Annotated in this window: 11 protein-coding genes; all 11 read right to left on the bottom strand. The window is 47.6% G+C overall.

The window, feature by feature from the left end; translation table 11 throughout:
• Positions 1 to 49: 49 nt before the first annotated feature.
• The gene (locus tag ABVF09_RS06750) at positions 50 to 847 is read right to left on the bottom strand and encodes an MBL fold metallo-hydrolase (protein WP_026568884.1); all 798 of its coding nucleotides are present in this window, start codon (positions 845 to 847) and stop codon (positions 50 to 52) included.
• Positions 844 to 1,770 (bottom strand): two-component system regulatory protein YycI, encoded by a 927-nt coding sequence (locus ABVF09_RS06745; protein WP_026568885.1) that lies wholly within the window; start codon positions 1,768 to 1,770, stop codon positions 844 to 846. Before ABVF09_RS06745 ends, ABVF09_RS06750 begins: the two co-directional genes overlap by 4 nt.
• A gap of 3 nt (positions 1,771 to 1,773) precedes the next feature.
• Positions 1,774 to 3,096: a YycH family regulatory protein gene (locus tag ABVF09_RS06740; protein WP_371068817.1), complete on the bottom strand. Its 1,323-nt coding sequence runs from the start codon at positions 3,094 to 3,096 to the stop codon at positions 1,774 to 1,776.
• Positions 3,093 to 4,922 carry a cell wall metabolism sensor histidine kinase WalK gene (walK, locus tag ABVF09_RS06735; RefSeq protein WP_371068816.1) on the bottom strand — a complete coding sequence of 610 codons (1,830 nt, stop codon included), beginning with the start codon at positions 4,920 to 4,922 and terminating at the stop codon, positions 3,093 to 3,095. The genes ABVF09_RS06740 and walK overlap by 4 nt, the downstream gene beginning before the upstream one ends.
• A 6-nt stretch (positions 4,923 to 4,928) precedes the next feature.
• On the bottom strand, positions 4,929 to 5,633 hold the full coding sequence (gene yycF, locus ABVF09_RS06730) for a response regulator YycF (protein ID WP_026568888.1): 705 nt from the start codon (positions 5,631 to 5,633) through the stop codon (positions 4,929 to 4,931).
• Between the two features lie 181 nt (positions 5,634 to 5,814).
• The gene (locus tag ABVF09_RS06725) at positions 5,815 to 7,245 is read right to left on the bottom strand and encodes a peptidoglycan DD-metalloendopeptidase family protein (protein ID WP_371068815.1); all 1,431 of its coding nucleotides are present in this window, start codon (positions 7,243 to 7,245) and stop codon (positions 5,815 to 5,817) included.
• Between the two features lie 490 nt (positions 7,246 to 7,735).
• Entirely contained in the window at positions 7,736 to 9,022 is a 1,287-nt protein-coding gene (locus tag ABVF09_RS06720) for an adenylosuccinate synthase (protein ID WP_026568889.1), read from the bottom strand.
• 447 nt (positions 9,023 to 9,469) lie between these two features.
• On the bottom strand, positions 9,470 to 10,846 hold the full coding sequence (gene dnaB / locus ABVF09_RS06715; RefSeq protein ID WP_026568890.1) for a replicative DNA helicase: 1,377 nt from the start codon (positions 10,844 to 10,846) through the stop codon (positions 9,470 to 9,472).
• Positions 10,847 to 10,962: 116 nt separating this feature from the next.
• Complete coding sequence (gene rplI / locus ABVF09_RS06710; RefSeq protein WP_026772071.1) at positions 10,963 to 11,409, bottom strand: 50S ribosomal protein L9; 447 nt, start codon at positions 11,407 to 11,409, stop codon at positions 10,963 to 10,965.
• Complete coding sequence (locus ABVF09_RS06705; protein ID WP_026568892.1) at positions 11,406 to 13,379, bottom strand: DHH family phosphoesterase; 1,974 nt, start codon at positions 13,377 to 13,379, stop codon at positions 11,406 to 11,408. Before ABVF09_RS06705 ends, rplI begins: the two co-directional genes overlap by 4 nt.
• Positions 13,380 to 13,409: 30 nt before the next feature.
• Complete coding sequence (locus tag ABVF09_RS06700; RefSeq protein ID WP_371068814.1) at positions 13,410 to 14,354, bottom strand: YybS family protein; 945 nt, start codon at positions 14,352 to 14,354, stop codon at positions 13,410 to 13,412.
• Positions 14,355 to 14,439 lie beyond the last annotated feature (85 nt).

The raw sequence follows: 14,439 nt of genomic DNA, 5'->3' as shown, positions 1-14,439 counted from the left end.
GGAAAAACATACATCTTGCCGTTTATAGTGTTTCCTTTCGCCAGTCCGGTTAAACTACTTCATAGAGGGGGGTCGGCGTCTTCGGGTCTGTATCATGCAGGTGCAGTTTGTCGCCGATGGTGAAACCATGGTCGTTCAAATAGTTTTGCACGGACATTCTGGCCAATTCTTTCATGTTGTTATCTTTGCTTAAATGGGCCAAATAAATACGCTTTGTTTGGTCTCCGATGATATCGCTCAATGCCAGGGCGCAATCGTCATTGGAAACGTGGCCGCTATCGCCGAGAATGCGTCGTTTGACATTCCACGGGTATCTGCCCATCTGCAGCATGGATACATCATGGTTGGCTTCGAAAATATAGGCATCGGCATTTTCTACGGTTTTTTTTATGCGTTCGGATACATAACCGAGATCGGTAACGAGAGCCACTTTTTTTCCTTCATGATGGAAGGTGAAAAACATCGGCTCCGCCGCATCGTGCGAGACGCCGAACGATTCCACGTCCAGGTCGCCGAAAGCCTTTGTTTCCTCCATATTGAACACAAATTTTTGGTCCAAATCGATTTTGCCGATTGATCCTTCCATCGCTTTCCATGTTTTTTCGTTGGCATAAATCGGCAGTCGATAACGTCGGGCCATGATGCCCAACCCTTTGATATGGTCACTGTGTTCATGGGTGACAAGCAGCTTGGTAAGACTGTGGGGATCGATATCCACTTCGCTCATCAGCCGTTCCATTTCCTTTCCGCTCAATCCCGCATCGACTAAGATTTTCTCTTTTTCTGTCGCTATATAAAAAGCATTTCCTGTACTTCCTGATGCAAGCACACTAAAGCTTAACGTCATTCCTCATCACTCACCCTTGTTGATTCCAATAACCTTTGGTACACATTTCGCAATTCTTCTGTTTTCTCGTCGGATAGCTTTGCGTCCCTCATACCATCCTGCGCTTTCCGGATCGTATTCCGGACAAACGTCGGATTGTCATGCTGGGAAAATTGTCCTTCATAACCCATTACCACATAATGCAGACTCTCATTGATGGCAAAGTGCCAGGAAGGTGCAAAAACCTGCTGCCCTTCATCGAGATCGACGAACGAATAATAACCTATTGTCGGAGTTTCCGCTATTTCTGGATCCATTGGCAACACACTTGCCTTGAATAGGCTATTCACCGCAGTTTTCGCTGTAATAATGCTTTTTGGCTCCGATCTTTCCACTTCATCAAGCGCGGACTGGAGGTAACTGGTAATTTCATTGTCCTCGTTGGTAAAGGCTACGATAAAGCTGCTCTGACTGTAATAAATCGGCTTGCTGTTGTTTGTCTGGAAAAAAATCAAGGCGCCGGAAACTTCATCCTGACCCCAATAGACGTATTCTCCTCCAGAAAGTACATGCTCGGATAGTGCCAATTCTTTGTCGGCGTTCGAGCTATCCGGGTCTATCGGCACCGGATCCTTGAATTCTGAATACAACAGGTTGCCGCCGCTGAGCCGGAAGACTTCCTGTTCGCTCATCGACTTGAGGGTTTCCACGTCTTCAGCGGTGAAGTTACGCGCTTTTACCGTTATATACGAATCCTTCACCTGCTCCTCTGGCAGCTTATCAAGTCCTTCCACGTTCCCCTCAAGTAGTTCATCTTCTTTCACTTCCGTTATATCGCCGGACGGCGATCTGGAATCCATTGTCTTCAAAAACTGCTGGAGCAGGAAAATGTCCAAAATAAGGAAGCATATGATGAATAGTGTTTTGATTTGTCCCCATTGCATGGCTTATCCCTCCCCCAAACCGGACATTTCGCTTAAATCCAGCTCGCTCCAGCCGGTACTGTCCTGCTTGAACCAGGCCGGCATCAGCCGGACCGATATGCCTTCGTCGATCAATTTGTAACCGAGGGCGATATCCTTAATACTGCTGCTGCCTTTGGTATCTTCCAGATAATCCGCGATTTCCATACCGCTCGGTAAATCAGGCGGTTCGCCATAATCAAACGCCTCGCCCAATTTGAACAACGGACGGTCATACTTGTAAGGCTGGTTGCGCCAGGTTATCTGTATGGTCGCCTGCTTATCGTTCTGACCGAAGACGGGATACTCGTTATAGACAAGCCGGTACGTCACTTCATTCCGCTGCACGTTCATATTGTAAAGCTGATATTCATCGTTGGCAGAGTTGGTCCAGCCTCTATGGGCATTGAGAAAATTGATTGTTTGGTTGACCAGTTCCGTGCCCTCGATCGTACGGTTTTCCGGCAGAGGATTGATATACTCCATATATTTCTCGTTTTCATAGGCCCGGAGCTCCCGGATGCCGTCCGAGTATGACTTGCCGCCGCCCTCCATCGGGTTCGATGTCAACACTTCCCGGTCTGTAAACAAGTTGTTGAGCAGCGGATCCAGATCGGCGAAGGTCGTAAACGTATCGACCGAAAAAGTCAGATCGTTTATTTCCGGTTCCTCTTGCGGGATGTAAATCGGTGCCCCGGCATTTTCTGCATACTCGATATAAGTAATTTTATCGTCCATATCGACATATTGAGCCAGCATATCGGCTGCACCGGCACTCTGTACCTCTGCCTCCATGCTCATCTTTGCTTCCGTGTTGTAAAATACCAATTCGACGGTACCACGGTTGTTTTCCTTCAGAAAGATCCGGTCGAACGAACCCCGTTGTACTTGATTGACGGAGTTCTCTTCCAGTGAAAACAAGTCCCTTATCGATCCAGCCGGCACTTCTAAAGGAAATATCAGCTGGGCGGTATACTCATCACTGTCAGGCAATTCCTGGTCGGTTTGGATGCCTTGATTAAAGCCGGCAAGTGACCATTCTTGCATTCCCTGATAAAAAGCTTCCTGGTCGTCCTGGTTTTCAAAGGAAGAGAACGTGCCATTTGTCTGGAAAATGACTTTCGACGGTTCTATGACACTCTTTTTGGTTTCCTCCTGGCCGGCTTCCAGTGGTTCATCGGTATAATTGCTTTCCACGTTTTCCGTCTCATCGTAATTCGGCTTGTAATTCCAAATCCCCAGGGTCAGCAGCAAGCTGGCCACAATCAATGCCGACAAGCCCAATGTCTTGATCATTTCGAGCCTCATCGTTTGTCACCTCCGCTTCTTTTGATAAGCGGCAATGTGAAATGGACGGTCGTCCCCTTGCCTTCCTTGCTTTCCGCCCATATGTGACCATGGTGGGCTTCGATGATTTCTTTGGCAATCGCCAGGCCGAGCCCTGTCCCGCCAAGGTTCCGGGAACGGGCCTTGTCAGCCCGGTAGAACCGGTCGAAGATTTTGTCAACCTTTTCCTGGGCGATTCCCATGCCCTGATCGGCGATCGACACTGTCAGTCTGTTGCGGTTGTTGTCCACCCGGAAGGTGATCCGGCCGCCGTCCGGTGAGTACTTAATCGCATTGGAAATGATGTTGTCGACCACCTGGGTCAATTTGTCTTTATCCATCCACACAAAAAATTCCTTATTCGGCAATCTGCGATCGAGAGTGATTTCTTCGGCTTTGTTCATCTCGAACCGGTCGATGATATGATGGAAAAATGTAATGAAGTCAACCCGCTCCATGTAAAGATCGGTTGCCTTGTTATCCATTTTGGAAAGCTGCAGCAAGTCGTTGACCAGGCGGATCATCCGGTCTGTTTCGTTTTGCGTGACATCCAAAAACTTCGGAGCGATTTCTTTGTCCTCCCAGGCACCGTCCGTCAATGCTTCCAGGTAACTCCGCATCGTCGTCAACGGCGTCCGTAACTCGTGCGAAACGTTGGAAACGAACTCTCTTCTTTCCTGCTCGACTTTCTCCTGTTCCGTTACATCGCTGATGACGGTAATAAAGCCGCCGAAGTTCCCATCTTCATCTTGGATCACCGAGAAATTCGCTTTGATCAAGAAAAATTCCTCGTCATCGCTGAAGTCGATGGTGACCGATCCAGTGTCCGCCTGCATATCATCGTCGATTTCGTCTTCTAAGTGCAGCACCTCGATCAACGGCTGGCCTTTCACCTCTTCGAACTCTTTGCGAATCAGCTGGAGGGCCGGTTCGTTCATCAAGGAGACCTTTCCTTCTTTGTCTGTCGCGATGACTCCGTCCGACATGTTGGACAAGACGGAACTCAATTTGCGGCGTTCTCCCTCGGTCGTGTTATGGGCCTGCTTCAATTTGTCATTCATATCATTGAAGGTCATTGCCAGCTGACCGATTTCATCGGTGCCATATACGTTGACCGTTTGGGAAAAGTCTCCGGTGGACATGATTTTTGCCTGTTTCCGCATTTCGGTTATCGGTTTGGTGATCGTACGCGCGACCAAGATTCCCAAGACGATGGAAATGGCGATGGCGATCACGGTTCCTTTGGCAAAAATATCGTTGATGTTTCCCATTTGGTCGTAAACGTCTTCCATCGACGCTTCCAAATAAAGAATCCCGTCTGGATCCTCTTCGCCTCCTATCGGTAAAACACGCACCTTCATCCGCTTATTGGTCTCCGGGTCACGCATCGTGCTGTTTTCTTCCACACCGAAAATCAATGCCCGGGTGATTCGCGGATCTCCGGTCTTCCGGCTGCCGACAATATTGCTGGATATTTCATTTTTGGCGCCGAGCACCCGATACTGCCTGTCCAATACCTGTAGGGTGGAAAAAACACTGCTGTCGACCCGGTTGAGAATGTTTTGGACATCCTCCTGCAAGGTCGGGCCTTCTTCATCGTCGCTTCGTTCCTTCTGAAAAGCCTGTTCCAAATAATAACTTAACCCTTCGATCCGTTCTTCGATCGTATCGTTGAGATTCTTTTTTAAATTTTCTTCCAGCCGGATGGCAAAATAAGATCCAATCACTTGAATTGCCAATAACAACAGCAAAATATAGATAAGGACAATTTTAAATCGGATCGACTGGAAAAAACCGACCTTCTTCATATAGCATTACTCCTGTTCAGGGTTGCGCAGGTAATAGCCGACACCTCTTCTGGTCACGATCCAAACCGGCGTGCTCGGGTTGTCTTCGATTTTTTCCCGCAGACGGCGTACCGTCACGTCGACTGTGCGGACATCTCCGTAATAATCATAGCCCCATACCGTTTCCAACAGATGTTCACGGGTCATGACCTGGCCGATATGTCTTGCCAAGTAGTGAAGCAGTTCAAATTCACGGTGGGTCAATTCCACCTGGTCGCCGTCCCGCGTCACTGTATAAGCGTCCGGATGGATCACCAGGCTGCCAATCGCGATATCTTTATTGGCCCGGCTGTTGTCCTCCGGAACCACTTGCTGCCTGCGCAAATTCGCTTTGACTCTGGCAATCACTTCCCGGTTGCTGAAAGGCTTGGTCACATAATCGTCCGCACCCAGCTCGAGGCCGAGCACTTTGTCGATTTCGGCATCCTTGGCAGTAATCATGATAATCGGCATCGTATGGTTTTTGCGGACTTCCCGGCAGACTTCATTGCCATCCTTGTTCGGAAGCATGATATCGAGCAACAATAAATCCGGGTTTTCTTTGTTGGTCAGTTCGATGGCTTCGTCCCCATCATAGGCACATACGACCTGATAACCTTCTTTTTCCAGGTTGAACTTCAAAATATCTGCAATCGGTTTTTCGTCGTCTACCACTAGAATCTTTTGACTCATGACGCCACATCCTTTTCTCGTTTCTTTGTTAGGTTTATTTTAACGTACTTTGCATTGTCTGTCCTTTTTCCCGATGAAAGCGGGGAGTGCCCGGCCTGCCACATTCTATCCTGTACAAAAGCCCTTGTCATCATTTTGACAAGGGCCGCATTGTTTTGGTAAGTGGAAAATTTGTATTCTATTAAAAAAGATTGGCCGGGTTCTGCAATGCCCCGTTCTTATATACTTCAAAATGTAGATGGACTCCGGTGGAATCACCAGTCGAACCCATTACTCCTATTTTACTACCTTTCGCTACCGTTTGTCCAGTTTTCACGCTGACAGAAGCCAGGTGCGCATATACCGTCCGGTAGCCGTTACGATGGTCGATGACGACTTTGTTTCCATAGCCGCCATTGGTAAAGCCTGCCGAAACGACCACCCCGTTGTCAGCCGCCAGAATGGAACGATTGCTGACACCGGCGATGTCGATTCCTTTATGCTGCTTTCCCCAGCGCTGCCCCATTTGACTGGTGATCGCGCCGCCGACCGCCGGCCATTGCAGCGACCCGCTTCCATGGGAAGTTTCGACCTTGGTACCTTTCACGACGATTTCGTCCGTCGGTTCCTCTGTCGTTGTTTCTTCCAGGATTTTCTCCTCGGAAACTTGTCCGTTCACTTTCTTCACTGCATAACGGACTTGTTTGCTGCCTTCTTCGCCTTCTTGTTCGACTTCTGTTTCACCTTTGTAAAGCGAATCGGATTCTTTCACTTCTTTTTCATAAGGAATCGCTTCTTCTTTCTCTGTTTCCTCTGAAACAATTACCTGCAAATAAGGCTCACGCTTGGCAACACGGATTTCCTGATCGATTTGCAGCAGCGATTCTTCTGTTAAATCCGGATTCAAATCGAGCAGTTCATCGGTGTCCATATCGTATTTTCCGGCGATTTCACCGAGTACTTCCCCTTCTTTTACAGAATGGACAGAATCCTTGAGCGTCCCTTTTTCCAACTGTTCCAATCCTTGTTTTTGTGACAGCATGTCATCGAGTTCCGCTTTTGCTTCCGATACCTTTACATCTTTGGACAGTTCTACTCCTGTCACGGTCGTTTTGCCATCATCAACGGAAACGCCGGATTCGCCTTTTTCCAGCTTTTCCAGCACTTCTGCATCGATAAACTTCTCTTTATAAGAGGAAAGGACCTGCTTTGCTTCTTGTTCGCTTTTGAAAAATCCAAGCTTTTCATCGCCGATCACCAATTGATAGGCATCGATATTGATGGTGATTTCGTCTTCCAAGGTTTTGGTGACCTGCTTTTCTTCCGTCACAGGCTCAAACACCTTCTCTGGAACGAAGGAAATATCTTCGCCGGGGGTCAACGAATAACCCTTGTAATCATCCTCATGCTCCGCCAGCACCTTGTCGACGGTTTCATCAACCGTTTGCTTATCCGCTACCGTTCCGACACTTTCCCCGTCCAGATAAACGTGATAAACGGTCTCTAATTCGTCATCCGCTGCCTGAACCACTTGAAAAGACAGGGCAAAACCTGCCAGAGCGGCAGCCGCTGTGGTGAACCATTTGTTCCGGCGTCGTTCCGTTTCTTTCTGAAAAGCTTGTATCTTCCTCATTTGCAGGGTCCTCCTAAATGCGTTTCCTGTACCGAATCTATTTTTCACTCTCTTAATCTACCATAGGAGTACGGGGGATGATACCGTTTTACCGGGATGTAAAGAAACTGTATAAAAGCTGGTAATTTCCGCCTATGACAGAGTGATTATAGGCGTTTTTGTGTAAAATTTCCCTTTTTCACGCCATTTTATTGGTTATTTATGGATATTTTTTTGCTATTTTGTTACAAAAGCGAGTAATATGTCGGCAAATATTGGCACCGTTGGTTTAATTTTTAGGTGATTCGGGAATAAACTCGTTTATTTTGCATAAATCTGTCCTGCCTGTCGATACTTGGCAGTATTGAAAACGGGCCATTTAGGTTAGCGGGACATCGAAGCGATATCACCAGAGTCACCACAACAAAAAATCACCAGCGTTTTTTCACACTGGTGATTTTATAGAGAGAAATTCTCAGAGAGATTCCCTCCTGTTTTATTTCATGAACAGTCAGCTGTACACACTGCGGACCACGTTGGTCTGTGTCCGATCCGGACCTACCGAGAATACGGACAATGGAATTCCGGTCAACTGGGAAATCCGCTCCAAGTAATGCCGGGCATTTTCCGGAAGCTCATGTAAACTTCTTACCCCGGTAATATCCTCTGTCCAGCCTGGGAGTTCTTCGTAAACAGGTTCACACTCCGCCAAATCCTTCAGGCTTGCCGGGAACTCATGGATGGTTTCGCCTTTATATTTGTAAGCCGTGCAAATTTTAAGCGTTTCAATACCCGTCAACACATCCAGTGAATTCAGGGACAAGTCGGTAATACCGCTGACACGGCGGGCATGGCGGACAACGACGCTGTCAAACCACCCGACACGGCGAGGACGGCCAGTGGTCGTGCCATACTCTCTTCCCGTTTCGCGAATTTGATCGCCGATTTCATCGTGCAATTCGGTCGGAAAAGGACCGTCACCGACACGGGTTGTATAAGCTTTGGAAACACCGACCACGTGATTGATTTTAGTCGGACCGACACCAGAGCCGATCGTAACGCCTCCCGCAATCGGGTTGGAAGAGGTGACGAATGGATAGGTTCCCTGGTCGATATCGAGCATGACCCCTTGCGCCCCTTCAAAAAGCACGCGACGTCCTTCGTCCAACGCTTCATTCAAGACAACCGATGTGTCACAAACATATTTTTTAACCTGTTGGCCATATTCATAGTATTCATCCAGGATGTCTTCCACAGCGATGGATTCTGTTTCATACACCTTTTCGAACAATCGGTTCTTCTCCCTCAGGTTTTGTTCGAGCTTTTCTTTAAACGCTTCTTTATCAAGTAAATCGGCAACCCGGATACCGACACGGGCTGCTTTGTCCATGTAAGCAGGACCGATGCCTTTTTTGGTCGTTCCGATTTTGTTGGCGCCTTTTTCTTCCTCCTGCAGGGCATCCAGCTTCAAGTGATACGGCAGGATGACATGCGCCCGATTGCTGATGCGCAGATTATCGGTAGATACGCCCTTATCATGCAAGTATTGCAGCTCTTCGACTAACGCCTTCGGATCGATGACCATGCCGTTGCCAAGCACGCAAATTTTATCGTCGAAGAAAATCCCCGAAGGAATCAAATGCAACTTATACGTGATTTCGTCAAACTTGATTGTATGTCCAGCATTGTTGCCGCCTTGATATCTGGCCACAACCTCTGCATTTTGTGATAGAAAATCTGTAATTTTACCTTTACCCTCATCGCCCCATTGGGTTCCGACTACAACTACTGAGGACATATAGGCACCTCCGCCAATTGAATTATAATTACTATGTGCATAACACAGTAAGTTTATCAATCCCCATTTACAATGTCAATGAAATATACGAACATTATTTACAAAAACAACGATTTCGTTCGTAAAATTTGGGGTCAGTCCCCACCTCCATGCTAAAACGATGGGGACTGACCCCTCTTCCTCCGTGCTTTGCTTTTCGGAAGGCTAGTGTCTTGCCGCACGGTGGGGTAAAAGCATGGCAACCAAAGCAAAAAACCGAGCGAATTTGAAATGCAAATCAAATTCGCTCGGTTTTTATTTGTGTGTTCGAGCTTGCTTTTAACCTGTTGATTGATGTGCGCTTCTTAGCGCTATGCTTTTTGCTCTGATTTCCACAGAAAACAAGATTAGTAGAATCGTTCGGCTTATATTTTGGTAACGATGCTTTTCTCCCAGGCTTCTTCTGTCTTAGCCGCCAGCTGCGCCGACTGGCGGTATGTCGCTTTCCTGGTAACGATGATCCAAGTCGACGAATTTGTTATACTCTTTCACAAACGCGAGCTCTACGGTTCCCACGGGACCGTTACGCTGTTTGGCCAGAATGATTTCAATGATGTTTTGTTTTTCTGATTCCTGGTCATAATAGTCATCACGATAAAGGAAACCGACAATATCGGCATCCTGCTCGATACTTCCGGATTCCCGCAAGTCAGACATCATCGGTCGCTTGTCCTGACGGGATTCTACGCCACGGGAAAGCTGGGACAAGGCAATCAGCGGTACGTTCAATTCCCGTGCCAATCCTTTCAAGGAACGGGAAATTTCCGATACTTCCTGCTGTCTATTCTCCTTGGAATTGGCGTTTCCCTGAATCAGCTGCAGATAGTCAATCAAGATCATGCCTAGCCCGTGTTCCTGCTTCAACCTTCTGCATTTACTGCGGATTTCACTGACGCGGATACCCGGTGTATCGTCGATGTAGATGCCGGCATTGGAAAGACTGCCCATTGCCATGGTCAGTTTGCTCCAATCTTCGGCCTCCATTTTCCCTGTACGGAGCCGCTGGGCATCGATGTTTCCTTCGGCGCAAAGCATACGGGAAACCAGTTGATCCGCCCCCATCTCCAAACTGAAGATAGCGACATTTTCGCTCGCATGAATGGCGACGTTCTGGGCAATGTTCAAAGCGAATGCCGTTTTACCCACCGATGGACGCGCTGCAATGATGATCAAATCATTCCGCTGAAATCCTGAGGTTATCTGATCCAGGTCCCGGTACCCGGTAGGTATTCCGGTTACAGATCCATCATTTTGCTGGAGCTGTTCAATATTGTCATAGACATCGATCAGAACATCCTTGATATTTTTGAAGGCACCTGAATTGTTTCGCTGGGAAACCTCCAAAATGCTTTTTTCCGCGTCATTCAAGACATCGGCGACTTCGTCTTCCTTGGAAAAACTATCGGTGACGATATCTGTCGCAGTCCGGATCAGTCTCCGCAAAAGCGCCTTTTCTTCTACGATTCTACTATAATACTCGATATTGGCGGCAGTAGGTACAGAGTTTGCCAAATCACTTAAATACGAGACCCCGCCTACTTCATCCAAAATTTTCGCATTGGACAAAGCCGTAGTGACCGTAACCAGATCAATTGGTTCCCCTTTATCAGACAGGCTGGTCATCACTCCGAATATCCGCTGGTGGCCCGCACGGTAAAAATCATCCGGGAGCAAAATTTCCGCAGCCCTTGATAACGCCTCTGGCTCTAAAAAAACCGCCCCAAGAACGGCTTGTTCAGCTTCGATGTTGTGCGGCGGCGTCCGATCGGTCCATTGTTCATTCATACAGCATCTTTTCCTCCTTTAAATGGAAAAGGAAGCGAGCTGCCGCCTTACCCGGCGGACAGCCCCTTCTTTGGTGACTATTCATGGTGCGGTTGATTCGATGCGGCAAAAGGTTTTCAGGCTTCTTTCACGTGTACTTTAACGGTTCCGGATACTTCCGGATGCACTTTCACCGGTACGTTGGTATAGCCTAGCGCCCGAATCGGTTCATCCAATTCGATTTTCCGCTTATCGATCTTGATTTGATGACTTTTTTTCAATTCTTCGGCAATTTGCTTACTGGTGATCGAGCCGAATAGACGTCCGCCTTCTCCTGATTTCGCCGTCAATTCCACGGTCAGATTTTCCAGCTTTTGCTTCAATTGTTTAGCTTCTTCTATTTCGTTCTGTTCTTTTTCTTTCTCTTTGTTCTTTTTCGCTTCCAATGCTTTCATATTTCCGGTGGTCGCTTCGACCGCGAGATTGTTTTTCAACAGGTAGTTGCGGGCATATCCGTCCGAAACATTCTTCACTTCGCCTTCTTTTCCTTTTCCTTTAACATCTTTCAAGAAAATTACTTTCATTCTTCAGCTCCCCCTTCAAAATATTCATCTATAATTGCTTTCAGCTGTTCTGTTGCATCCTCTACAGAGGAATCATCCAGCTGGGTAGCAGCGTTGGTGAGATGGCCGCCGCCATTCATCCGTTCCATGATCACCTGAACGTTGACGTCACCAAGCGATCTGGCACTGATGCCGATCCGTTTATCCTCCCGTTCAGAAATGACGAACGAGGCGACAATTCCACTCATCGTCAGTAACGTATCGGCAGCCTGGGCAATCACGACAGGCCCGAAGGTTTCCCCCGGATCTCCTGTAGAGATGGCGATGCCGTTGCGATAGATTTGCGTATGCTCTATCAAACGACTGCGTTTGACGTAAATATCCAAGTCTTCTTTCATGAACTTCTGCACCAATACGGTGTCCGCTCCCTTTGAGCGCAAGTAGGAAGCAGCATCAAACGTACGGGATCCCGTCCTCAAGGTAAAGCTTTTCGTATCGACAATGATTCCTGCCAGCAATGCTGTCGATTCCAGCATACTCAGCTTGAGGTTTTTCGGCTGGTATTCCAGCAATTCCGTCACTAACTCTGCTGTAGAAGAGGCATATGGTTCCATATAGACGAGTGTCGGGTGGTTGATAAATTCCTCCGCCCGGCGGTGGTGATCGATAACGACGACATGCTCCGTTTTGCTGAGCAGTTTTTCTTCAGCCACCATGGATGGTTTGTGCGTATCGACGATGACGAGCAGCGTGTTTTTCGTCACCGTGTCCAACGCCGTATCGGGATCCATGAAGTAGGACCGGAGTTCTTCGTTTCCGTTGATTTCCTCGACCATCCGCTGTACTCCCGTATTGACATCATCCGGATCCATGACGATCCGGCCTTCCACATCACTTGCCTGGGCGATCTTCAAGATACCGATCGCTGCCCCGATTGAGTCCATATCCGGCGCTTTATGCCCCATGATCAGTACTTTGTCGCTTTCCCGGACGAGTTCTGTCATCGCATGGGAAATCACCCTGGCGCGGACTCTGGTCCGTTTCTCCATCGGATTGGTTTTTCCGCCATAGAAGCGGACCTTCCCATTTTCATCTTTGATCGTGACCTGGTCGCCGCCGCGTCCAAGAGCAAGATCAAGGCTCGATTGTGCGAGTTCGCCGAGTGCCGGCAAGGACACACCGCCGAGCCCCACTCCGATACTCAGTGTCAGCGGAACGTTTTTATCGGAAATCAACTCGCGTACCTCATCCAGTATTTCAAACTTGGTTTTTTCCAGCTGGTTGAGAATCTGCTGGTTCATCACAGCCAAGAAACGTTCTTGGGAAATTCTTTTCAGATAGATGCCATAATCGTTCGACCATTCGTTCAAAATCGACGTTACTTTTGAATTGATTTGGCTTTTGGCCGTATCATCCATTGCCTGTGTGATTTCTTCGTAATTGTCCAGAAAGATAATACCCAGGACGGATTGTTCATTATGGTAAAGGTTTTGGATTTCGGTCTGTCTCGTCTGGTCAAAAAAGTACAGCAGCCGCTCTTCTTTTTTGATCATTATTTGAAACTTGTAATCACCCATCGACAACCAGATTTCGTTATTGTCTTCCTTCACCTTTAATATGAGGTCATCGGATAGCTCATTCAACGACTTCCCGACAAGGGAGTCTTCCTCCTTCAGCCTGTTCATGTATGGATTGGTCCATTCAATGGTGAAATCTTCACTATATAGCACAATACCGATCGGCATCTCGAGAAGGGCTTCTTCGCCTACCTTCTTGACACGGTAGGAAAGCGTCGAGATATATTCTTCTGTTTCGTTGATCATCAGCTGTTCCTGTCTGTAACTGTAGTACAGCGAAGCAGCCAGGAATACTGTCATAATCAAGCCGAGCATCCATTGGTAATACCAAAGCATCCCCAAAAACACCAGGGACAAAATGTATATGAACCATAAATGACTCCCTATTGTCGGCTTTTTAAATAATTCTGGCATGAAAGTCAGCTCCTAAACCCTTTTCCGAGCTTATTTTTTATCAAAATTGATCCGGTTCCTCAACGAGAAGCCTAAATCAATTATACCTAAGATTCGCAGAAGATACAGTCCTATGAAAGGAAAAAGAACGGTTAAGACGATAACAATAATTGGTACTGCCACCGACATTCCTTTCTGGTGAACGTAAAAGAAAACCAAAGACAGCCCCTGCAAAGCAACCAGCAGTCCGGCAAGATTGGTGACATTGACAGCGCCTATATGCCAGATGCTGTCCGGATCACCGCTCACCCACGTGACGACCAGGGCTGCGAAGTAGATCCATACCAGGCCGACCGGGAGCTGGAACTGCCTGAATGGCGGAAAACGCAGTTTCGTTTTATCCAGCCGCCCGATGATCCTGTATCCGATCCATTGACTGGCTAATCCTAATACCAGCGCCATCACCACTAAAATCACCGGCAGCAAATTGACGATTTGACGCATTTGCTCCAGCAATGCATCGACATCTTCCTGATTGAAGGCCATACCCAAGTCTTTCAGCATTGCCTGGCTTTGGACAATCGAGTCATTGATCGCCTGGTTCATTTCCTGGACGATATTGATTTGAAACATGCCTTGGACCGCCAAAAAAGTCAGCAAGAGACCTATCACGAATCCGACGGTTCCCCTTGCCCATGTTTCATAGGCAGTGAGCCGTTGATGGATCGCAATCCCGGTCATCAATCCGCCGATTCCTGTCAGAAGCACAAGCGGAAGTGAATAGTAGGTCAAAAACAGAAACGAAGCTAGTGCCAGAAGTACGAATAAACCGGCAGCCCGTTTTCCCCCGAATCTCGCAGCAAATACTAGTACTGGAACGGGGAGTAGAAACAAGGTCACAATTTCGATGATTGGCACGAAAAGTGTAAGAAACATTAACAGTAAATAAAGGACAGCTGCGATAGCTCCCTCTTTTATGACGTTTTGCGATGTCATGGCGGCACCTCTAATCCTAATTCGGTTATTCTTCCATGATAACACGGCTGTACAGAGGGCGCTGAAACCAGCTTCTGTTCACCTT

It is taken from the genome of Sediminibacillus sp. JSM 1682029 (assembly GCF_041366435.1).
Taxonomy (GTDB): domain Bacteria; phylum Bacillota; class Bacilli; order Bacillales; family Amphibacillaceae; genus Sediminibacillus; species Sediminibacillus terrae.
The sequence above is the reverse complement of the archived record's forward strand: the minus strand, read 5'-3'. Positions and strand labels throughout refer to the sequence as shown.